Genomic DNA, 18,520 nt, shown 5'->3' on the forward strand with positions numbered 1-18,520 from the left:
TCACCCTTCGTGGGACGACGGGGGTTGGTGCTCAGCCGGATCATCGGCGATCGGACGCTGGTGCTGGCCGCCTGCGCGACCGCCCTCTTCGCCACGACCGTCCTCGCGGCCCTGGTCGGCTACACCGGCTCGGTGACCCGCGAGGGCCTGCGCCGCACCCTGGCGGACGCGACGTTCGAGTCGGTCGGGACGACGCTCGGCACCCACGTCCCGGCGAACGGCCTCCCCACGGTGCAGGGCCAGGTCGACCGGGCGCTGAAGCAGATCTACCGGGACGTCCCGCTGGCGGTCTCGATGAGCGTCCGCAGCGACTCCTTCACGCTGCCCGGCCAGGAGAAGAGCGAACACCCCGACCTGACGGCGTTCGAGACCTACACCGGCATCGAGAAGCACGCGCGGCTCACCGAGGGACGCTGGCCCGGCGCGGCCTCGGGCACGGGCTCCAGGGAGGTCGAGGCGGCCCTGCCCGGCGCCGCCGCCCGCGCCATGCGCGCCGGTGTGGACGACGTCCTCACGCTGCACGGCCGCGTCGACAAGAAGTCGGTCGTGAAGGTCCGCGTCGTCGGGCTGTTCGACGTCCCCGACCCGCAGGACTACTTCTGGCAGGACGACAAGCTCATCACGACCGGCGTCGAAAGGCTCACCTACACGAGCCACGGGCCCTTCGTGGTGCGGCCCGAGGTCTTCGCCGCCCGGTTCACCGGCACGGGATCCGAGGCGCGCTTCACCGTCATGCCGGACCTGCGCGGCGTCGAGCCGGGCGAGCTCGGCGCCCTCGGCGACCGGGTGGCCGCCGGCGGCGACACCTTCGAGAAGGCCGGCGACGGTGCGCAGTTCAGCGTCGCGACCGACCTGCCCGACCTGACCGCGCAGCTGCGCACCGCGCTCCAGGTCGCGCGGTCCACGATGCTCATCCCGGTGATCCAGCTCGTCCTGCTGGCGGGCTGCGCGTGGCTGCTGGTCGCGCGGCTGCTCGCCGACCACCGGCGCGGCGAGGTCGCGCTGCTGCGCACCCGCGGCCTCGGCATGCGCCAGCTCGCCCGGCTCGGCCTCGCCGAGGGCCTGCTGATCGTGCTGCCCGCCGCGGTGCTCGGCCCGCTGCTGGCCGGCCCGCTGCTGCGCCTGGCCGGGCACGCGCCCGCGGTCCGGGACTCGGGGCTGCGGCTGGACGCCGGGCCGCTCCTGCCGCTGTGGACCGTCTCGGTGCTGACGGCGCTGGCCTGCGCCGTCGTCCTGACGGTCCCGACGCTGCGGGGCGCGAACCGGACCTTCGTGGAGGCCCAGGCCGGCATCGGGCGGCAGGGCCGCGGCGGCCTGCGCGGCTCGGGCACCGACCTCGCGCTGCTGCTCGTCGCCGGGCTCGCGATCTGGCAGCTCACCCGGTACGGGGCGGACGGCGCGGGCGGCGGCGCCCCCGGCGGCGGCACGGGCGGCATCGACCCGTTCATCGTGTCCGGCCCGGCCCTGGCCCTGCTCGCCGGCGGGGTCCTCCTGCTCCGCCTCGTGCCCGCCGTCACCCGCGTGGCCGAGCGGATCGCGACCCGCGGGCGCGGCCTCGTGGCCGTCCTCGGCACCCGGCAGGTCGGGCGGCGCCAGCTCCGCTACACCGGGCCCGTCCTGCTGCTGGTGATGGCGATGGCCGTCGGGATCCTGTCGGTCACGACGATGGCGACCTGGCGGCGGTCGCAGACCGACCAGGCCGACTTCCAGAGCGGCGCCGACCTGCGGCTGGCCGCCTCGGCCCGGGAGGGCGGCCCGGAGGCGCTCGGGCAGGCCGGGCGGTTCGCGGCGCTGCCGGGCGTCTCGGCCGCGAGCGGGGTCCTGCGCATGGACGCCGACCTCGGCACCGAACCCGCGACCCTGCTCGGCGTCGACGCGAGGAGACTCGGCCCGCTCCTGCGCGTCGGCCCCGGCCTGCGGAACGACCTGCGGTTGGACGAGCTGGCGCGGGCGCGTCCCGCCGCCCCGGCGCTGACCGTGCCCGGCACGCCGAAGCGGCTGCTGTTCGACCTGCGCCTCAGCCGCTCCGGTCCGGAGCCCGAAGTGCCCCCCGACTACGTGCCGCCGCTCGGCGAGGGCTACAAGTTCGTGGTGAGCATCGTCGACGCCGACGGGCTCACCCGGCAGGTGACCCTGCCCGGCATCGACGCGGACGGCGACGAGCACACCATCGCCCTCGACACCGCCCGGCTCGCGGGGAAGGACGGCGTGCCCTCCTTCCCGCTGGCGGTCCGCGGCGTCCACTTCAACTACGACGACAACAAGATCTCGGGCAGGCTCGACCTGGAGCTGCGGAGCATCGCCGGCGAGGGCACCGGCCAGGCCACGCGGCCCGCGGGGGCCCGCTGGGACGCGTTCGCCGGACCGCAGGACCTGGAGCATCCGATCAGGACGACCGCCGAGGAGGGCGAGGACGCGCTGGCGACCCTCACGATCCCCTCGTCGCCCACCCTCGACCGCCAGGGCTTCTACGGCTACGCGACCGGTACCGCCGTCCACGCGATGCTCGGCACGTCCACCCCGCCCTCGCACGACACCAAGAACACCGACCTGCTGCCGGTCGTGCCGGGCGTCATCACCAAGGAGATGGCGAGCCGCGCCAAGGTCGGCGTCGGCGGCACCGTCACCGTGAACACCATCGACGGCGACCAGCCCGTCAAGGTCGCCGGCATCGCGCCCGCGCTGCCGAGCGTGGCGCCCGGCAGGCCTGGCGTCCTGGTCGACCTGCCCACCCTCACCCAGTCGCGGCTCGCCGTGGACGGTTCGGGCGGCGAGACCATCACGCCGCGGGAATGGTGGGCGTCGGCGCGCGGCGGCCGCACCGCCCCCGCCGTCCGGGAACTGGCCCGCCATCCCGCCTGGGGCGAGGTCGCGGCCGACCGCGTCGAGACCCGCGCCCGGCTCCGCGACGCCCCGCTGGGCGCGGCGCTCCAGGGCGCCCTCGTGCTCGGCTTCGCCGCGGCGCTGGCGTTCGCCGTCATCGCGTTCGTGGTGAACGCGGCGGTGACCGCGGGCGAGCGGTACCGGGAGTTCGCGGTGCTGCGGGCGCTCGGCGTCCCGCCCCGCCAGGTCGCCGGGATGCTCGCGACCGAGCAGGCCTACCTGGTCGGGCTCGGCCTGCTCGGCGGGACGGTCCTCGGCCTGGTCGTGGCGCGGCTCGTCGTCCCGCACGTCGTGCTGAGCGTGCAGGCCGCCGAGCCGTACCCGCCCGCGCACCTGGTCGTCCAGTGGCCCGTGGTGCTGGCCGTCCTCGGCGGGGTGGCGGCGGTGCTCGGGCTCGTGCTCGCGCCGGTCATCCGGACGCTGCGGCGCCGGAACCTCGGCGCCGGCCTGCGCGTGGGGGAGGACCGATGAGGAGTGCCGGGACGCGGCTCGCCCGCGCGCAGTGGGCGCCGCTCACCGCGCTGGCCGTGCTGATGCTGGTGTCGGCGCTGCTCGCCGTCGCCGTCCCGTCCCGGACGACCGCCGGGTACGACCGCGCCGCGGCCGCCGCCGTCGGCGCCGACGCCGACATCCACGTGAAGGGGGAGGCCGGAGGCTCCGCCGCCTTCGCGGCCGTCCCCGGCGACGCGGCCCTGAACTCCCACGCCCTCGCCTGGCGGGACCGGCTGCCCAGCTCCCTGGCCGGGGTCGTCGGCGAGCCCGAGTCGTCGGTCACCTCCCCGGGCGACCGCGTCGAGGGGGACTTCCGCCGCCCGAGGATCCTCTACCTCGGCTGGGAGCCGGGCGCCTGGCGGCGCGTCCGCCTCGTCTCCGGCCGCTACCCCTTCAACAAGCCGGGGCAGACGAGCGGCGACATCGACGTGCTGGTCGCCAAGAGGTACGCCGACCAGCTCGGTTACAAGGCCGGCGACCGGATCGACCTCGGCGGCAGGGGCGTCCGCATCAGCGGCCTGTACGCACCGTTGAACGCCGCCGACCAGTTCTGGCGGCCGCGCGCCCGGATCCTGCACCCGACCGTCGAGTACCTCCCCAACAGCACCATCGAGGCCGACGCGGGCACGGCGCTGATCGATGCCACCGCGTACTCGCGCCTCACGCGCGACCCGCATCTGAAGCTGCTCTACGACTGGCGGTTCCCGGTCCGCACCGGCGCCGTCAGCGCCGAGCAGACCCGCGTCATGGTCCGCGACCTCGACGCCTTCCGCTCCGCCGTCGAAGGGCGCGCCGACCTCTTCCCCTGCGAGGTCTCCACCGCCCTGGACAACCGGCTGAAGGAGTTCATCGAACGGCTCCACACCGCCCAGTCCGTCCTCGGCCTCGCCTTCGGCGGCCTCGTCGCCGTGGCCGCCGGGCTGCTGCTGCTCGCCGCCGGGCTGTTCGGCGAGCGGCTCCGCCCGCTCCTCGGCGTGATGCGGGCCCGCGGCGCGTCGCTGCGCCAGCTCGCCGCGCCCGCCTGCGGGCTGACCGCGCTCGCCGCCGTCCCGTCCGCCCTGCTCGGCTACGCGGCGGGACGGCTGCTGGACGCCGGTCCGCCGCAGGCCGCCTCGCTGTACGCGATCGGGCTGCTCGTCCTGGCCGTGCTCGGCGTCTCGGCGACCATGGTCCTGCGGGAGCGCGGCGGCGGGCTCGGCTCGGTCGCCGAACGCCGCGACGACCTCGTCGCGGCGCGGCCCTCCCGGCGGCGGCTCGTCATGGACGGCCTGCTGGTGGTGCTCGCGGTGATCGGCGTCGTGCTGCTGCGCGAGCGCGGCCCGTCCGCCGGCACCGACCCGCTCGTCGCCGCCGTCCCCGCCCTGCTCGGCGCGGCGCTCGGGGTGCTCGTCCTGCGCGCCTACCCGTACCTGCTGCGCGCGGCCGGGCCGCTGCTGCGGCGGCGGACCGGGGCCGTCGCGTTCATCGGCCTCGCCCGCGCGTCCCGGCAGAACCTCGTCGGCGCGCTGCCGCTGGCCGTCCTGCTGCTCGCCGCGACCATCGCCGGCTTCACCTCCACCGTGGACACCGCGCTGCGGATCGGGCAGGAGCGCGCCTCCTGGGCCGAGACCGGCGCCGAGGCGCGGGTCGAGGCGGGGGCGCTGGACGAGGCCGGGCTCCGCCGCATCCGCGCGGTGCCCGGCGTCACCGGCGCCGTCCGGGTCCGGGTCATCGCGCGGGCCTCGTCCGCCACCGACCCGGCGCCGGTGACCGTGGTCGGCGTGGACCTCGACGCCTACCGGAGGCTCGCGCCCGAAGTGCCCGGCATCACGGACACCTCGGGCGCGCTGGTGTCGCCCCTGGCCGCCCGCACCCTGGGCTCCGGCACCGTGACGCTCGGCCGCGCGGGCATGGACCCGGTGACCGTCAAGCCGTCCGGCCAGATCGCGCGCTTCCCCGGTCAGGAGAAGAACAGCGCCTTCGTGATCGTCCCTTACCGGACGGTCGCCGGTGCGACGGGTTTCCCGTCCCACGTCTTCCTCGCGGGCGGCCACATCGACGTCAAGGCGCTGCGCGCCGCGGCCCCGGGGGACGACATCGTGCTGCGGCAGCGGGTGCTGCGGGAGATGACGGGGCTGCCGCTGGTGTCGGTCGTCCACGAGACCTTCCGGAACGGCGCCCTCGCGGGCGGCGCGTACGGGCTGCTCGCCGTCCTGCTCATGCTCGTCGTGGGGGCCCGCGCCCGCGGCCGGACGATCGCCCACCTGCGCGCCCTCGGGCTGAGCCGCCGGCAGAGCCGCCGCCTCGCGCTCGTGGAGGTCGCGCCGGTCCTGCTGTGCGCGGTGGGCGCCGGGTGGGTCCTCGGCCTCCTGCTGCCGGAGATCACCGGACCGGCCGTGGACCTGCGCCCCTACACCGGCGGCTTCGCCGTCACCGCGCACGTCCCGGGGCTTCCGGCGCTGCTCGGCCTGCTCGCCGCGCTGCTGCTGGCGGCCGCCGCCGCCGTCGCGGTCGACCGCGCCTTCGACGCCGACCCCGCCGACGCTCTGAGAACGGGGGAGTGATGACCGACACGACCGATCTCGCCGAACTGGAGCGACGGGCCGCCGAACGCGGCCCCGTCTACGGCGAGGGCGCCCACATCGTCTGCGACAACCTGGTGCGCATCTACAAGACCGACGGCGTCGAGGTCGTCGCCCTCCAGGGCCTCGACCTGCTGATCGACCCCGGCGAGCTCGTCGCCATCGTCGGCGCCTCCGGGTCGGGGAAGTCGACGCTGCTGAACATCCTGTCCGGCCTGGACGTGCCGACCGCCGGCGTCGCCCGCGTCGCCGGGTCGGACCTGCTCACCATGGCGTCCAAGGAGCGGCTGGAGTTCCGGCGAGAGAAGGTCGGGTTCGTCTGGCAGCAGACGTCCCGCAACCTCCTGCCGTACCTGACCGCCGCGCAGAACGTCGAGCTGCCCATGAGGTTCGCCGGGCGGTCGCGCCGCGAGCGCGCCACCCGCGCCGCCGAGCTGCTCGGCATGCTGGACGTCGGCGACTGCGCGGGCCGCCGCCCGGCGGAGCTGTCCGGCGGCCAGCAGCAGCGCATCGCGATCGCCGTGGCCGTCGCCAACGAACCCCAGGTCGTGCTGGCCGACGAGCCGACCGGCGAGCTCGACACCGCCACCGCCGCCGGGGTGTTCGCCGCCCTGCGCCGCGTCAACGAGGAGCTCGGCACCACCACCGTCGTCGTCACCCACGACACGCAGGTGTCCGAGCGCGTCGACCGGACCGTCGGCATCCGCGACGGCCGCACCAGCGTCGAGGTCCGCCGCCGCTCCGAGGACGACGGGACCCGCGTCGTCGAGGAGTACGCCCTCCTCGACCGCGTCGGCCGCGTCCAGCTGCCCAAGGGCTTCACCGAGGCCCTGGACCTGCGCGACCGCGTCCGCCTCGCGCTGGAGAGCGACCATGTCGGCGTGTGGCCCGACCGGGAGGAGAACCGATGACCGCGCCGATGGTGGCCGTGGAGGGGCTGGTCCGCACCTTCCGGACGGGCAGGATCGAGGTCCCGGCCCTGCGCGGGGCGTCCTTCACCATCGCGCCCGGCGAGATCGTCGCCGTCCGGGGCCGCTCGGGCTCCGGCAAGACGACCCTCCTCAACCTGATCGGCGGCCTGGACAGCCCGGACGGCGGCACCGTCCGCGTCGACGGCCGCGACGTCGGCGCGCTCTCCGAGGACGAGCTGCTCGCCCTGCGCCGCGACGACATCGGCTACGTGTTCCAGTCGCACGGACTCATCCCCGTCCTGTCGGCCGCCGAGAACGTCGAGGTCCCGCTGCGCCTCGTCCGCACGCCGCCCGCCGAGCGCGACGAGCGGGTCCGCGTCCTGCTGGGCCTCGTCGGCCTGGCCGACCACGCGCTGCAGCGCCCCTACGAGCTGTCCGGCGGCCAGCGCCAGCGCGTGGCGATCGCCCGCGCCCTCGCCAACCGGCCCCGCCTGCTCCTGGCCGACGAGCCCACGGGCCAGCTCGACTCCGAGACCGCCGCCGCCATCATGCCGCTGTTCCGCGCGGTCGTCTCCAGCGAGGGCGTGACCGTCCTGGTGGCGACCCACGACGAGACCCTCCTCGCCGAGGCCGACCGCGTCCTGACCCTGGAGGACGGCTCCGTCACCGAGGCGTCCGTCCCCGCCTGACCGTCACCTGGCGAGGCCGTTCCCCCGGGTCGTGTAGACGCGGGCCCCGACGGCCAGGAGGACGGCCGCGGGCAGCCAGACGGCCGCCGTGGCCCAGAAGTCCTCGCCGACGGCGTTCGCGACGAGCGGGGAGAACAGGCCGGCGAAGAACACGCCGACGGCCAGGCCGAGGGTGGCGACCATGCCCCGGCTCGGGCCGGCGCGCCGTCCCAGCCTCCAGACGCACGCCGCCGTGACGAGGAGGCCGGGCGGAATCATGATCAGCCCGGCGATGAGGGACCGGGCGCGCAGGTCGGCCGGGGCGGCGTCGGTGTCCTGCGACTCGCCGCGCGCCGCGATCTCGGTCAGCCGCCCGCGCCAGACGGTGCCGGTGACCCGGTCGCCCCTGCCGAGATCGCCGATGACCGGGCCCCGGTCGGTGTAGGCCGTCTCCCACCGGTGGCCGTCCGCGCCGGTCAGGGTGACGGTGTCGAGCCTGCCCCGCCTGGACGTCAGCCGGACGCCGGCCACGGTGAACTCCCGCGTCCAGCGGCACTCGGCGGGCCGGGCCGGCGCGGACGGGCAGCGCGGCGCGGCCCGGTAGGCGTCCAGGTCCCGGGTGCCGTCCGGCACCTGCGTGACCATCAGGACCACGGCGAGCGCCACGAAGACGACGGCCGCCAGGAGCGTGAGCACGGTCGCGACGGTGCTGCGCAGGACTCCGGCGAGAGAGGGCTGGGACATGCCCAGATTGTCCCGTTCCAAGAAGGGTGGCGCTCACCAGGGGGACAGGCTTGCGAAGTGATCGTCGGGGGAATCGGTATCGGGGGAACGGAGGGGACGCGATGGCGACCGTGGTACTGGTGGGGACGCTCGACACCAAGGGCGCGGAGTACGCGTGGCTCCGCGAGCGGGTGCGTGAGCTGGGCTGCGACACCGTCCTCGTGGACGCGGGGGTCGGGCCGTCGGAGGTGACGGCCGACGTCACCGCCGAGGAGGTCGCGGAGGCCGGGGGCGCCTCGCTCCAGGCCCTGCGGGACGCCGGCGACCGGGGCGCGGCCGTCACGGCGATGGGGGAGGGCGCGGCGGTCGTCCTCGCCGCGCTGGACCGGGTGGACGCCGTGCTCGCCGTCGGCGGGAGCGGCGGATCGTCGATCGCCGCGCGGGCCGTCCGGGACCTGCCCATCGGACTGCCCAAGCTGATCGTGTCGACGATGGCGTCGGGGGACGTCTCGCCCTACGTGGGCGCCAAGGACGTCACGCTCACCTACAGCGTCGTCGACATCGCGGGCCTGAACCGGCTGTCGCGCCTGATCCTCGGGAACGCCGCCGCGGCGGCGGCCGGGATGGCGAAGGCGCACGCCGTCCCGGAGCCCGCCCCGGACGAGCGGCCCCTCGTCGCGGCGTCCATGTTCGGGGTCACGACCCCGGCGGTGGACGCCGCCCGGGAGCGCCTGGACGAACTCGGCTACGAGGTGCTCGTCTTCCACGCGACGGGCGCCGGAGGACGGGCGCTCGAAGGGCTCGTGGAGAGCGGCCTGCTGGCCGGGGTGCTCGACCTGACCACCACCGAGCTGGCGGACGACCTCGTGGGCGGCGTCCTGTCGGCGGGACCCGACCGCCTCACCGCCGCGGGACGGCACGGCGTCCCGCAGGTCGTGGCGCCCGGCGCCCTCGACATGGTCAACTTCGGGCCGCGCGGCACCGTCCCCGAGCGGTTCGGGCAGCGGATGCTGTACGTCCACAACCCCACCGTGACGCTCATGCGGACGACGGCCGAGGAGATGGGCGAGCTGGGCCGCAGGATGGCGGCCAAGCTGGCCGCCGCCACCGGGCCGACCGCGCTGTTCGTCCCGCTCAAGGGCGTGTCGGCGCTCGACGCGCCCGGCATGCCGTTCCACGATCCGGTGGCCGACGTGGCCTGCTTCATGGCGCTGGAGGACGTCGCGGATGCGGAGATGCTCGACATGCACATCAACGACCCGGAGTTCGGCCGGGCGATGGCCGACCGGCTGCACCGGCTGATCTCGGAGGGCGCGCAGTGAACCGCGAGACCGTCCTGTTCCGGCTGCGGAACACCGTCGAGGAGGGCAGGCCCGTCATCGGCGCGGGCGCGGGCACCGGGCTGTCCGCCAAGTGCGCCGAGGCGGGCGGCGTCGACCTGATCATCATCTACAACTCGGGCCGCTACCGGATGGCCGGACGCGGGTCGCTGGCCGGCCTGCTCCCGTACGGGGACGCCAACCAGATCGTGGTGGAGATGGCGTCGGAGGTGCTGCCCGTCGTCCGGGACACGCCCGTCCTGGCCGGAGTGTGCGGCACCGACCCGTTCCGGGTGATGCCCGTCTTCCTCGACCAGCTCAAGGCGATGGGCTTCGCGGGCGTGCAGAACTTCCCGACGGTCGGGCTCTACGACGGCGTCTTCCGGCAGAACCTCGAAGAGACCGGCATGGGCTACGACCTGGAGATCGAGATGGTGCGGCTCGCCCACGAGCGCGGCCTGGTCACCGCCCCGTACGTCTTCGACGAGGACCAGGCGCGGGCGATGACCGAGGCCGGCGCCGACGTGCTCGTCCCCCACGTCGGCCTCACCACCAAGGGCAGCATCGGCGCCGGGACGTCCCTGACCCTGGACGAGGCGGTCGAACGCGTCCAGGGCATGCGGGACGCCGCGGCCGCCGTCCGTCCCGACGTCCTCGTGCTGTGCCACGGCGGCCCCATCGCCGAACCGGACGACGCCGCCTACGTCCTGTCCCGGACGGAGGGCGTCGTCGGCTTCTTCGGCGCCTCCTCCGTCGAGCGGCTCCCGACCGAGAAGGCCGTCACCGCGCAGGTCGCGGCCTTCAAGAACCTGGAGATCTGATGCTGAGGAACCCCGGTGACGTGGCGACCGCGACCTTCGACTGGGGGTCGATCAAGTGGTTCGTCACCCCGTCCGCGGTGCCCGGGGCGGGCAGCACCCTGGGCGAGGTGATCGTCAACCCCGGCAAGGGCCACGCCCGCCACCACCATCCGAACGCCGAGGAGGTCATCTACGTCATCTCCGGCGAGGCCGCGCAGATGGTCGACGACGGCGAGCCCTTCCTGATCCGCGAAGGCGACGCCGTCCACATCCCCAAGGGCGTCTGGCACTCCACCTACAACATGACCTGGCGCCCCCTGCGCCTGATCGTCACCTACACCCCCGGCGGCGAGGAGAAGGCCCTGGAAGCCGCCCCCGACCACTGCCTCCACGAACCAGGCGCCATCCCCGAATGGCGCCCCGCCTAACCACCACCCCCGTTCCCGCCCCCAGATGCGGACCCCATACGCGCTGGCCCGAACGCAACCGCCGCACCCCCCAAGCCCGTGGCCCCCCGAGCGCCGCTGCGCGGCTAGTTCCTGGCCGCCCGGCCGCAGGTACGGGGAGCGTGCGCCTTGGTGCTTCTTTGCGTGAGGTTCCCGAGCGCAGCCCGTCGCGCGCCTCCTAGCGGCGTTGGCTGCTCGAGCGCCGCGCGGGCAGCCAAGCGCCGCGCGGCGTTGCGTGGCCACGCACCGCGCGCTCGGCTCAGGTGCGGGACCAGGCGACCTCATGCTTCTGCGCGAGGAGGGGCCGAACGTGGCATCCGCGATCCCGCAGCGTCCCTGGTGACGGGGTGCCGCGCTGGGGGCCTGGCCTGGCGCTCGGACTCACGTTCGGGACCAGGCGGCCAGGCCTTCCTCGGTGAGGAGGAGGTCGAAGGCGGCGTCCGCGGCTCCGGTGAGGGGGCCCTGCGGGCCGAGCGTCGAGGGCAGGATGGGCGGCGGCGCCGTGCGGCGGTAGCGCATCAGGGCCGCGGTGTAGCCGGTCTCCAGGGCCGCGGGCGCCGTCGCGGCCAGATCGGTGGCCAGGCCGGAGAGCGTGACCACGCCGGGATCGAGGGCGTTGGCGAGGGCGCCGATGCCCCGTCCCAGCGCGTGCGCGGCGGCGCCGACGGCCGAGCGGGCCGCGGGGTCGGACGACGCGGCGGCGATCACGTGCCCGGCAGCCGTGCGCGGGTCGCGGGGGGCGGGGCGGCCGAGGGCGCGGGCCATGGCGCGGCCGTCGACCTCCAGGTCCCAGCAGCCGCGGGCGCCGCAGGGGCATTGGAGCGAGGGGTCCCCGAACGGCATGTGGCCGAACTCGCCGCCCGCGCCGGTGGCGCCGTCCACCGGCCGTCCGTCCACGACGAGGATGCCGCCGATCCCTACCTCGACCGTGAGGTGCAGGACCACCCGCGCCCCCGCGCCCGCGCCGCGTCTGGCCTCCGCCAGCCCGGCGAGCGAGGCGTCGTTGCCGACGAGCAGGGGAATTCCGGGCGGCCGGAGCGGTTCGAGGTCCACGCCGCGCCAGCCCATGCCCGACGCCTGGACGACCGTGGTCGCGCTGACCGTGCCCGCGACGCAGGCGGACACCGCGCGGAGGCGCTGGCCGTAGCGGGCGTGCATGGCCGCCACGTGGTGGCCGAGCGTCCCGAGGACGTCCGGGGTGCCGGAGTGACCGCCGGCCTCCTGCGCGACGACGCGGCCGCCCAGTTCGACGCAGGCCGCCTGCCACCGCTCGTGGCTGATGTCCACGACGCACACCAGGGGGCCGTCGCGGTGGGGCACGAGCGCGGGGGAGGGGCGGCCGCGCCCGCCGGTCAGGGCGGAGGCCTCCTCGTCGAGCAGCCGGGCCGCCTTCAACCGGCTCGTGATCTCGGTCGCGGAGCCGCTGCTCAGCCCCAGCGCCCGCGCCGCGTCCGCGCGCTTGACCGACGGGTGAGCGTGGGCGTGGCGGAGCATCGCCAGCGCTCCCTGGCTGCGCAGGGCGCGCGCGGAGTGCGCGGTCATCGGCTCCATGGGTGACATCCTGGCGTGCTCGACTTATCCTCGTCCTACGAGTTTAATAGGGAGGCGCGATGAAGCCCGCCGACACGGGCCCGGCCACCGGGCGGACAGCGGAGACACTCGGGCTGTACGCCGCCTTCGGGTGCCTCGGCTACCTGCTCACCGGGCTCGGTGCGATCCTGCCCCAGTTGCGGGAGGAGCGCGGCCTGCCCCGCGCCGAGGCCGCCCTCTACCCGTCCGCCTTCGCCCTCGGTCTGGTGATCGTCGGGCTGGTCGGGCATCGCCTGGCCGCACGGCTCGGGCGGTACGCGATCCCGGCGGCCCTGACCGCCCTCGTCGGCGGCGCCGCCCTCCTGGCCGCGTCCGGCGAACGACTCGGAACGGCCTCCGGCGCCCTGGTCCTCGGCCTCGGCGGAGCGGGCCTCGTCCAACTCGTCCCGGCGGCCCTGCGTGCCGCCCAGCACGGTGATGGAACGATCCAAATCGGCGAGGCCAACGCCGTCTCCAGCGCCGCGTCCGTCCTGTCCCCGATCCTCATCGGCGCCGCCCTGGCCCACGGCCTCGGCTGGCGCCCCGCCTTCGCCGCCCCGCCCCTCCTGGCCGCCGCCATCCTCCTTCTCCTCACCCGTCCACCCCGCCCCCCGATCAACGCCCCCACCGAGCCCGCACCGGCCCACGCCACCCCCGCGCCCACCGACCCGCCCAGCACCAAGCCCCCCAACGCTGCGCCAGCGGACTACGAGTCGCCCGGGAACGAGCCAACGGCAGGCACCGCAACCGAAGTCCGGCCTACCCGTCTCGGCGCGGCAGGTACTGAGCCTTCTGGCGCTTCTGTCGATCGCGGGTCGTTCGACGAGGAGTCAGCGGCGGGTGATGCGGCCGGTGGCCGGGCTTCCTGCGTTGGCGTGGCAGGTGCTGAGCCTTTGGGCGCTTCTGTCGAGCGGGAGTCGTTGGGGGAGGAGTCGGCGGCGGGTGGTGTGGGTGGTGGGCGGGTTTCCTGCCTTGGTGTAGGCGCTGCGGCTTCTGGTGGGATGGGTTCTGGCGGAGAAGGGGGTCGGTCCGTTCGCCGGGGACGGGGCGGGGTTGGGTTCTGGGGACGGTGGGTCGATCTTGTGCTCGCGGTGGGGGTGGAGTTCTGCATGGTCTTCTGGGCGGCGGACTTCCTCGGGAGCGTCAAGGGGCTGGGGGCGGGGAGCGCGGCCACGTTGTCGGCGGGGTTCGTCCTCGGGATGGCCGCCGGGCGGGCCGCCGCGGGGCCGGTCGTGCGGCGCGGAGGACGGCCGGACCGGCTGCTCGCCCTCGCGGCGGCCGTCGGCCTCGGCGGGTTCGCGGTGCTGTGGGCGTCGCCCGCGCCGGTCGCCGTCGCCGGGCTCGTGGTGACCGGGCTCGGGGTGGCGTTGCTGTATCCGGTGATCCTCGGCCAGGCCCTCGCCGCGCGGCCGTCCGAGCCGGCGCGGGCCGCGGCGCGGTGCGCGCTCGCGTCCGGGGTGGCGATCGGCGTCGCCCCGCTCGTGCTCGGGGCGCTCGCCGACCTCGCCACCCTGCGCGCCGCCGCGCTCGTCGCGCCCGTCCTGCTGCTGGTGCTGCTGGCCCGCTGCGGACGGCGGCTCAGGACCGGATAGCCGCGCCCCGCCGCGCCCGGCGGCGCCCAGCGGGGCCCAGCCACGCCCGGCGGCGGCTGGTGGCGGTCGGTGGCGGTCGGCTTGCGAAACGGTGTTTTCTGGCGTCTCGACCACGATCGCGTGGGCGCGGAGCCGAGTGGCGCCGGACGCCGGACGGGTGGAGGTTGTCCAGGCCGTTCGCCCTCCGCGCCTCGGCCCCCGACTGGTCGTCGTCGAGGCGCGGAGTAAACGGCTTCCGTCGCGTCGGCGGGTGGGCTAGCTGTCGGCGAACGAGCAGTCGGCGGGGTTGTCCGGCGGCTGGAAGTCGCCGGTCGGGAGCTTCAGGGGCGCGTCCTTCACCGTGTACCCCTTCAGCCATTTCCCGAAAGGACCGGAACTGTTGGTGCTGAACGGCGCCGGCCCGACACCCATCTGCTGGCACTGCGGATAGACGACGCCCCACGAGAAGCCCATCCGGTCGAACTTGTGGCCGCGCGGCGACTGGTAGAACGTCAGGTTCGCGCGCTTCTGGTTCGGTGGAATGCCGTGCTCGTCGTCCTGCCGGATTCCGGACACGACCGCGACCGGCCCGGTCGCCATCACGTAGTCGACCTTGATCCAGCCCCAGTGGTGCTTCGACGGTCCACCGGGCACGTCCGGCGCGTAGTGGTCGAACTTCACCGTGCCGCGCGCCGCACCCATGATCATCTTCCCGTTGACGAACTTCCACGGGCCGCCGTGCGCGTCGACGATGAACCGCCGGTACGGGTACTCGGAGTCGCCCGGGTAGTTCAGCCACGCGTCCCCGGTGACGTGGGCCTCCTTCGGGACCGGCCCCTTGTCCTGCGCCATCGCGCTGCCGGTGCCGACCGCGCCGGCCGCGCAGAGAACGGCCATTCCGGCGACCGCGGCACGCCTTTTCCGTGACATGTGGATTCCCCTTTTCCGTGGGCGTCCATCGCCCGCATCCACACGTTCTCAGCGCCCGCCCAGGTCGTCCTTCCCCCGTACGGGCGATACCGCTCGCCCGTGGGATGGAATGTCAGCTCACTTTGCCCCGGACGTAGACCCATCTGCCGTCGTGTCGCACGAACCGGCTGACCTCGTGCATTTCACCGGGCTCCGTTCCCGTCAGGTAATGGGCGCGGAACTCCACGAGGCCCTTGTCGTCGTCCGGCCCGCCGCCCTCGGTGCGGACGACCTCCAGCCGCGTCCAGCGCGTGCCGTCCTCGAAGCCGATCCGCTCCGGACGTGTCGCCGGATGCCAGGTCGCGAGCAGGTACGCCTCGTCCTCCACCGCGAACGCGCTGAACCGCGACCGCATCAACCGGACGGCCGTCTCAGCCGTTTCCTCACCCCGGTGCAAGGGCCCGCAACAGTCCCGATACCGGGAGCCGACCCCGCACGGACATCTTTTCGCCACCTTCCGATTCTGCCTTGCGGGGCGGTACCCGCGCGGCGACGATGAGCGCCATGTCCGCACGGTTACCGCCCGAGATCGACACCTCCCGCCCCCATCCCGCGCGCATGTGGAACTACTGGATCGGCGGCAAGGACTTCTACGAGATCGACCGGCAGGTCGGCGAGCAGGTCGCGGCGGCGTTCCCCAGCGTCGGCGACGTCGCCCGCCACTCCCGCGCGACGCTCGGCCGCATGGTCCGCCACCTCGCCGAGCGGGAGGGCGTCCGGCAGTTCCTCGACATCGGGACGGGGCTTCCCACGCACGACAACACCCACGAGGTCGCCCAGCGCGTCGCGCCCGAGTCGCGCGTCGTGTACGTCGACAACGACCCGCTGGTCCTGCTCCACGCGCGGGCGCTGCTGACCGGGCGCCCCGAAGGCAGGACGGACTACGTCCAGTGCGACGTCCGCGACCCCGGCCGGATCCTGGACGAGGCCGCCCGCACCCTCGACTTCGGCCGTCCGGTCGGCCTCATCATGTTCGGGATCATGGGCAACGTCGTCGACGACGGCGAGGCGCACGCCATCGTGCGGCGGCTCCTGCACGCGCTCGTCCCGGGAAGTTTCGCGGCGTTCAACGACGGCACCGGCGTCGTCGACCGGAAGGGCCGCGAAGAGGCCGTGCGGATCGCCGTCGAGCAGGGCTCGACGCCCTATGTCGTCCGCAGGCCCGAGCAGATCGCCGAGTTCTTCACCGGCCTCGAACTGCTGGAGCCGGGCGTCGTCTCCACGTCCCGCTGGCGGCCCGAGGCGACGCCGTTCGGCATGCCGGAGCCGGTGGACGCCGCCTGCGGCCTGGCCCGCAAGCCCTGACCCGGGGGTCGCCGCGAGGCGTCGCATCCGGCCGCCCGCCGATCGTCCAGGAGGTGGAAGACCCCGTACGACTCGAAGGATCTTCACCTGCTGCCACCCCGCGCTGGCCGTGGCGGCGCAGGTGGACGTGAGGTCGGGAGCCCGCTTCGCGCGACAAGATCGTTTTGTCAGGCTTGATCGACTTCTCCGGCGGGCACGTTATCGATCATGTCTCGGTCGCCGCTGAGGCGATCGTCCGACTTCGACGGAGAGGGACTCGATGGCGACTCTCAGATCCGCCGGCCGCCTCCCGCTGGCGGTCACGGCGGCAGGCGCCGCGACGCTCGCGCTTCTCGCGCCCGCCGCGGCCGCCGACGTCCGGTACGAGCCCGGAGCCCCCGGCATGGGCGACCCCTACTTCCCCGATCTCGGCAACGGCGGATACGACGTCACGCACTACTACATCAAGACCGCCTACGACCCGGGCACCGACGAGCTCACCGGCACGACCACCGTCAAGGCGACCACCACCCAGAACCTGTCCCGGTTCAACCTCGACTTCCACAAGATGAACGTGCGGTCGGTACGGGTGAACGGCCGCGCGGCGTCGTTCGACCGCACCGGCGAGCGGGAGCTGGAGATCACCCCGCCCCGCGGCCTGCGGAAGCACAGCGCGTTCACCGTGACCGTCCGCTACGACGGCGTGCCGCAGGTCCTCAGCGGCCCGGTCGTCTTCGACCTCCCGTACGGTTTCCTGCCGACCAGGGACGGCGCGACGGTCATGAGCGAGCCCGACGGCGCGTCCACCTGGTTCCCGTCCAACGACCACCCGCGCGACAAGGCGCTGGTCACGCTGGAGACGACCGTCCCCCACGGCCTCAAGGCGATCGGCAACGGACGGCTCGTCCGGCAGTGGAGCGCCCACGGCGAGGACACCTTCCTGTGGCGGGAGGACCGGCCGACGGCGACATACCTGGTGACCAACTCGATCGGACGGTTCGACGTCTCCACGACGACCACCCCCAAGGGCGTCCCGCAGCTCGACGCGGTCGACCCGGAGATCGCCTCCGACCCCGACGCGCTCAGCACGCCGCGCCACACCACGCGGGTGACGGACGAGCTCGCCGGCTACTTCGGCGACTACCCCTTCACCAGCACCGGCTCCATCGTCGAGAACGACAACGTCCCGCCGCTCAACCTGGAGAACGCGCTGGAGACCCAGACGCGCCCCACCTACCAGAGCCCGCCCGTCGAGCGGGGCGTGGCGCACGAGATCGGCCACCAGTGGTTCGGCGACAGCGTCTCGGTGCGCGACTGGAGGGACATCTGGCTGAACGAGGGCTTCGCCAAGTGGGTCGAGTGGTACTGGGCGGAGAAGCACGGAGGCCAGCCCGCGCAGCTGTCGTTCCAGCAGTCCTACGACAACCCGCCGCCGATCCAGCCGGACCGGCCCCCGTTCTGGGACCTCGTGATCGCCGACCCGACCCGCGACCAGCTGTTCCACCGCGCGATCTACTTCCGCGGCGCGATGACGCTGCAGGCCCTCCGCCACAAGATCGGTGACGGGCCGTTCCTGCGCCTCGTCCGCACCTGGGTGGACGGCAAGCGGTACGGCAACGCCGGTACCGGGGAGTTCGAGGCTCTGGCGGAGAAGGTCTCCGGCCAGGACCTGGACGCCTTCTTCAAGGCCTGGCTCCACAGCCCGACCAAGCCCACCACCTGGTGACCCGCCCCGGGGGCCGGCGCACCGCCGGCCCCCGGCGCGGTGGGTGAGGCAGGGGGGCGGCCCTGCCTGGCTCAGTCCAGCAGCAGGCCCATGTAGTACTCGTTGATCCGGTGCCCCTGGGCCTCCAGCGCCGCCCGCCGGAGCCCCTCCACCTGGAAACCGCAATTCAGATAAAGCGAAAGAGCGCGGCGATTGTGCTCCATCACGGTGAGTTCCAGGCGTCGCATCCCGCGCGTCCGCGCCTCCCGCAGTGCCGCCCCCATCAGGGCCTTGCCCAGCCCCCGTCCGCCGTGGCCGGAGCGCACGCCGGCGACCACGTAGCCGGTGCGGCGGGCCCTGGCGAAGGGGAGCACCGACACGTCGACGTAGCCCACCGCCGCGGGCCCCTCCAGCGCCACGACCAGGTACGACGGGTCGCGGCCCTCGGCGCGGGCGGCGAGGCGCAGCTTCAGCGGTTCGAGGTCCGGCTCCCGCTCGCCGGGTTCCAGAAGCATGAATTCCGTCTCGCCGTCCAGAAGGTGCTGCAATTCCGCCAAAGCGGACGCGTCTCCTGGACGCCCGAGCCGGATCAGCGGATCAGTGGCCGTCACGCCCCCAG

Annotated in this window: 15 protein-coding genes; 10 read left to right on the plus strand and 5 right to left on the minus strand. The window is 74.4% G+C overall.

Features of this window, described 5'->3' with window-relative positions; all coding sequences use genetic code 11:
- The first annotated feature begins 9 nt into the window (after positions 1–9).
- The 4 genes from ABD944_RS06555 to ABD944_RS06570 are packed head-to-tail and all read left to right on the plus strand — an operon-like array spanning position 10 to position 7,536.
- On the plus strand, positions 10–3,354 hold the full coding sequence (locus ABD944_RS06555; RefSeq protein WP_345173352.1) for an ABC transporter permease: 3,345 nt from the start codon (positions 10–12) through the stop codon (positions 3,352–3,354).
- Entirely contained in the window at positions 3,351–5,918 is a 2,568-nt protein-coding gene (gene cas5, locus ABD944_RS06560; protein WP_345173354.1) for a CRISPR-associated protein Cas5, read from the plus strand. The genes ABD944_RS06555 and cas5 overlap by 4 nt, the downstream gene beginning before the upstream one ends.
- Positions 5,918–6,847, plus strand: a complete 930-nt coding sequence (locus ABD944_RS06565; protein ID WP_345173355.1) for an ABC transporter ATP-binding protein — start codon at positions 5,918–5,920, stop codon at positions 6,845–6,847. The genes cas5 and ABD944_RS06565 overlap by 1 nt, the downstream gene beginning before the upstream one ends.
- Positions 6,844–7,536 (plus strand): ABC transporter ATP-binding protein, encoded by a 693-nt coding sequence (locus ABD944_RS06570; protein ID WP_345173357.1) that lies wholly within the window; start codon positions 6,844–6,846, stop codon positions 7,534–7,536. Before ABD944_RS06565 ends, ABD944_RS06570 begins: the two co-directional genes overlap by 4 nt.
- A gap of 3 nt (positions 7,537–7,539) precedes the next feature.
- Here ABD944_RS06570 and ABD944_RS06575 read toward each other — a convergent pair whose 3' ends face one another.
- Positions 7,540–8,259 carry a hypothetical protein gene (locus ABD944_RS06575; RefSeq protein WP_345173358.1) on the minus strand — a complete coding sequence of 240 codons (720 nt, stop codon included), beginning with the start codon at positions 8,257–8,259 and terminating at the stop codon, positions 7,540–7,542.
- Positions 8,260–8,360: 101 nt separating this feature from the next.
- On the opposite strand from ABD944_RS06575, the gene ABD944_RS06580 reads away from it, so the two are divergent.
- Genes ABD944_RS06580 through ABD944_RS06590 form a run of 3 tightly spaced genes read left to right on the plus strand, consistent with a single transcriptional unit; the run spans position 8,361 to position 10,785 of the window.
- Complete coding sequence (locus ABD944_RS06580) at positions 8,361–9,560, plus strand: Tm-1-like ATP-binding domain-containing protein (RefSeq protein ID WP_345173360.1); 1,200 nt, start codon at positions 8,361–8,363, stop codon at positions 9,558–9,560.
- Positions 9,557–10,378 (plus strand): phosphoenolpyruvate hydrolase family protein, encoded by an 822-nt coding sequence (locus tag ABD944_RS06585; RefSeq protein ID WP_345173361.1) that lies wholly within the window; start codon positions 9,557–9,559, stop codon positions 10,376–10,378. Before ABD944_RS06580 ends, ABD944_RS06585 begins: the two co-directional genes overlap by 4 nt.
- Positions 10,378–10,785, plus strand: coding sequence for a cupin domain-containing protein (locus ABD944_RS06590; RefSeq protein ID WP_179844124.1), 408 nt, complete (start codon positions 10,378–10,380; stop codon positions 10,783–10,785). Before ABD944_RS06585 ends, ABD944_RS06590 begins: the two co-directional genes overlap by 1 nt.
- A gap of 399 nt (positions 10,786–11,184) precedes the next feature.
- Here ABD944_RS06590 and ABD944_RS06595 read toward each other — a convergent pair whose 3' ends face one another.
- Positions 11,185–12,354, minus strand: a complete 1,170-nt coding sequence (locus ABD944_RS06595; protein ID WP_345173363.1) for an ROK family protein — start codon at positions 12,352–12,354, stop codon at positions 11,185–11,187.
- Between the two features lie 59 nt (positions 12,355–12,413).
- Between ABD944_RS06595 and ABD944_RS06600 the strand changes: the two genes are divergently transcribed.
- Positions 12,414–13,964, plus strand: a complete 1,551-nt coding sequence (locus ABD944_RS06600) for an MFS transporter (protein ID WP_345173366.1) — start codon at positions 12,414–12,416, stop codon at positions 13,962–13,964.
- A 255-nt stretch (positions 13,965–14,219) separates the two neighbouring features.
- On the opposite strand, the gene ABD944_RS06605 is transcribed toward ABD944_RS06600, so the two are convergent.
- Complete coding sequence (locus ABD944_RS06605; RefSeq protein WP_345173367.1) at positions 14,220–14,873, minus strand: hypothetical protein; 654 nt, start codon at positions 14,871–14,873, stop codon at positions 14,220–14,222.
- A gap of 112 nt (positions 14,874–14,985) precedes the next feature.
- The gene (locus tag ABD944_RS06610) at positions 14,986–15,366 is read right to left on the minus strand and encodes a YchJ family protein (protein ID WP_425550302.1); all 381 of its coding nucleotides are present in this window, start codon (positions 15,364–15,366) and stop codon (positions 14,986–14,988) included.
- A gap of 41 nt (positions 15,367–15,407) precedes the next feature.
- Here ABD944_RS06610 and ABD944_RS06615 point away from each other — a divergent pair, with 41 nt between their 5' ends.
- Entirely contained in the window at positions 15,408–16,217 is an 810-nt protein-coding gene (locus ABD944_RS06615) for an SAM-dependent methyltransferase (protein WP_378188469.1), read from the plus strand.
- 259 nt (positions 16,218–16,476) lie between these two features.
- Positions 16,477–17,922, plus strand: a complete 1,446-nt coding sequence (locus ABD944_RS06620) for a M1 family metallopeptidase (RefSeq protein WP_345173372.1) — start codon at positions 16,477–16,479, stop codon at positions 17,920–17,922.
- Positions 17,923–17,993: 71 nt separating this feature from the next.
- Here the strand turns inward: ABD944_RS06620 and ABD944_RS06625 are convergent, their stop codons facing one another.
- Positions 17,994–18,512: a GNAT family N-acetyltransferase gene (locus tag ABD944_RS06625; RefSeq protein ID WP_345173373.1), complete on the minus strand. Its 519-nt coding sequence runs from the start codon at positions 18,510–18,512 to the stop codon at positions 17,994–17,996.
- Positions 18,513–18,520: the final 8 nt, after the last annotated feature.

The organism is Actinomadura verrucosospora (assembly GCF_039540335.1).
GTDB classification, from domain to species: Bacteria; Actinomycetota; Actinomycetes; order Streptosporangiales; family Streptosporangiaceae; genus Spirillospora; species Spirillospora verrucosospora.

What these genes read in the sequence shown, in the direction of transcription:
- cas5 (WP_345173354.1), top strand. Translation starts at nt 3,351, where the DNA reads ATGAGGAGTGCCGGGACGCGGCTCGCCCGCGCGCAGTGGGCGCCGCTC.
- ABD944_RS06565 (WP_345173355.1), top strand. Translation starts at nt 5,918, where the DNA reads ATGACCGACACGACCGATCTCGCCGAACTGGAGCGACGGGCCGCCGAA.
- ABD944_RS06570 (WP_345173357.1), top strand. Translation starts at nt 6,844, where the DNA reads ATGACCGCGCCGATGGTGGCCGTGGAGGGGCTGGTCCGCACCTTCCGG.
- ABD944_RS06575 (WP_345173358.1), bottom strand. Translation starts at nt 8,259, where the DNA reads ATGTCCCAGCCCTCTCTCGCCGGAGTCCTGCGCAGCACCGTCGCGACC.
- ABD944_RS06580 (WP_345173360.1), top strand. Translation starts at nt 8,361, where the DNA reads ATGGCGACCGTGGTACTGGTGGGGACGCTCGACACCAAGGGCGCGGAG.
- ABD944_RS06590 (WP_179844124.1), top strand. Translation starts at nt 10,378, where the DNA reads ATGCTGAGGAACCCCGGTGACGTGGCGACCGCGACCTTCGACTGGGGG.
- ABD944_RS06595 (WP_345173363.1), bottom strand. Translation starts at nt 12,354, where the DNA reads ATGGAGCCGATGACCGCGCACTCCGCGCGCGCCCTGCGCAGCCAGGGA.
- ABD944_RS06600 (WP_345173366.1), top strand. Translation starts at nt 12,414, where the DNA reads ATGAAGCCCGCCGACACGGGCCCGGCCACCGGGCGGACAGCGGAGACA.
- ABD944_RS06605 (WP_345173367.1), bottom strand. Translation starts at nt 14,873, where the DNA reads ATGTCACGGAAAAGGCGTGCCGCGGTCGCCGGAATGGCCGTTCTCTGC.
- ABD944_RS06615 (WP_378188469.1), top strand. Translation starts at nt 15,408, where the DNA reads ATGAGCGCCATGTCCGCACGGTTACCGCCCGAGATCGACACCTCCCGC.
- ABD944_RS06620 (WP_345173372.1), top strand. Translation starts at nt 16,477, where the DNA reads ATGGCGACTCTCAGATCCGCCGGCCGCCTCCCGCTGGCGGTCACGGCG.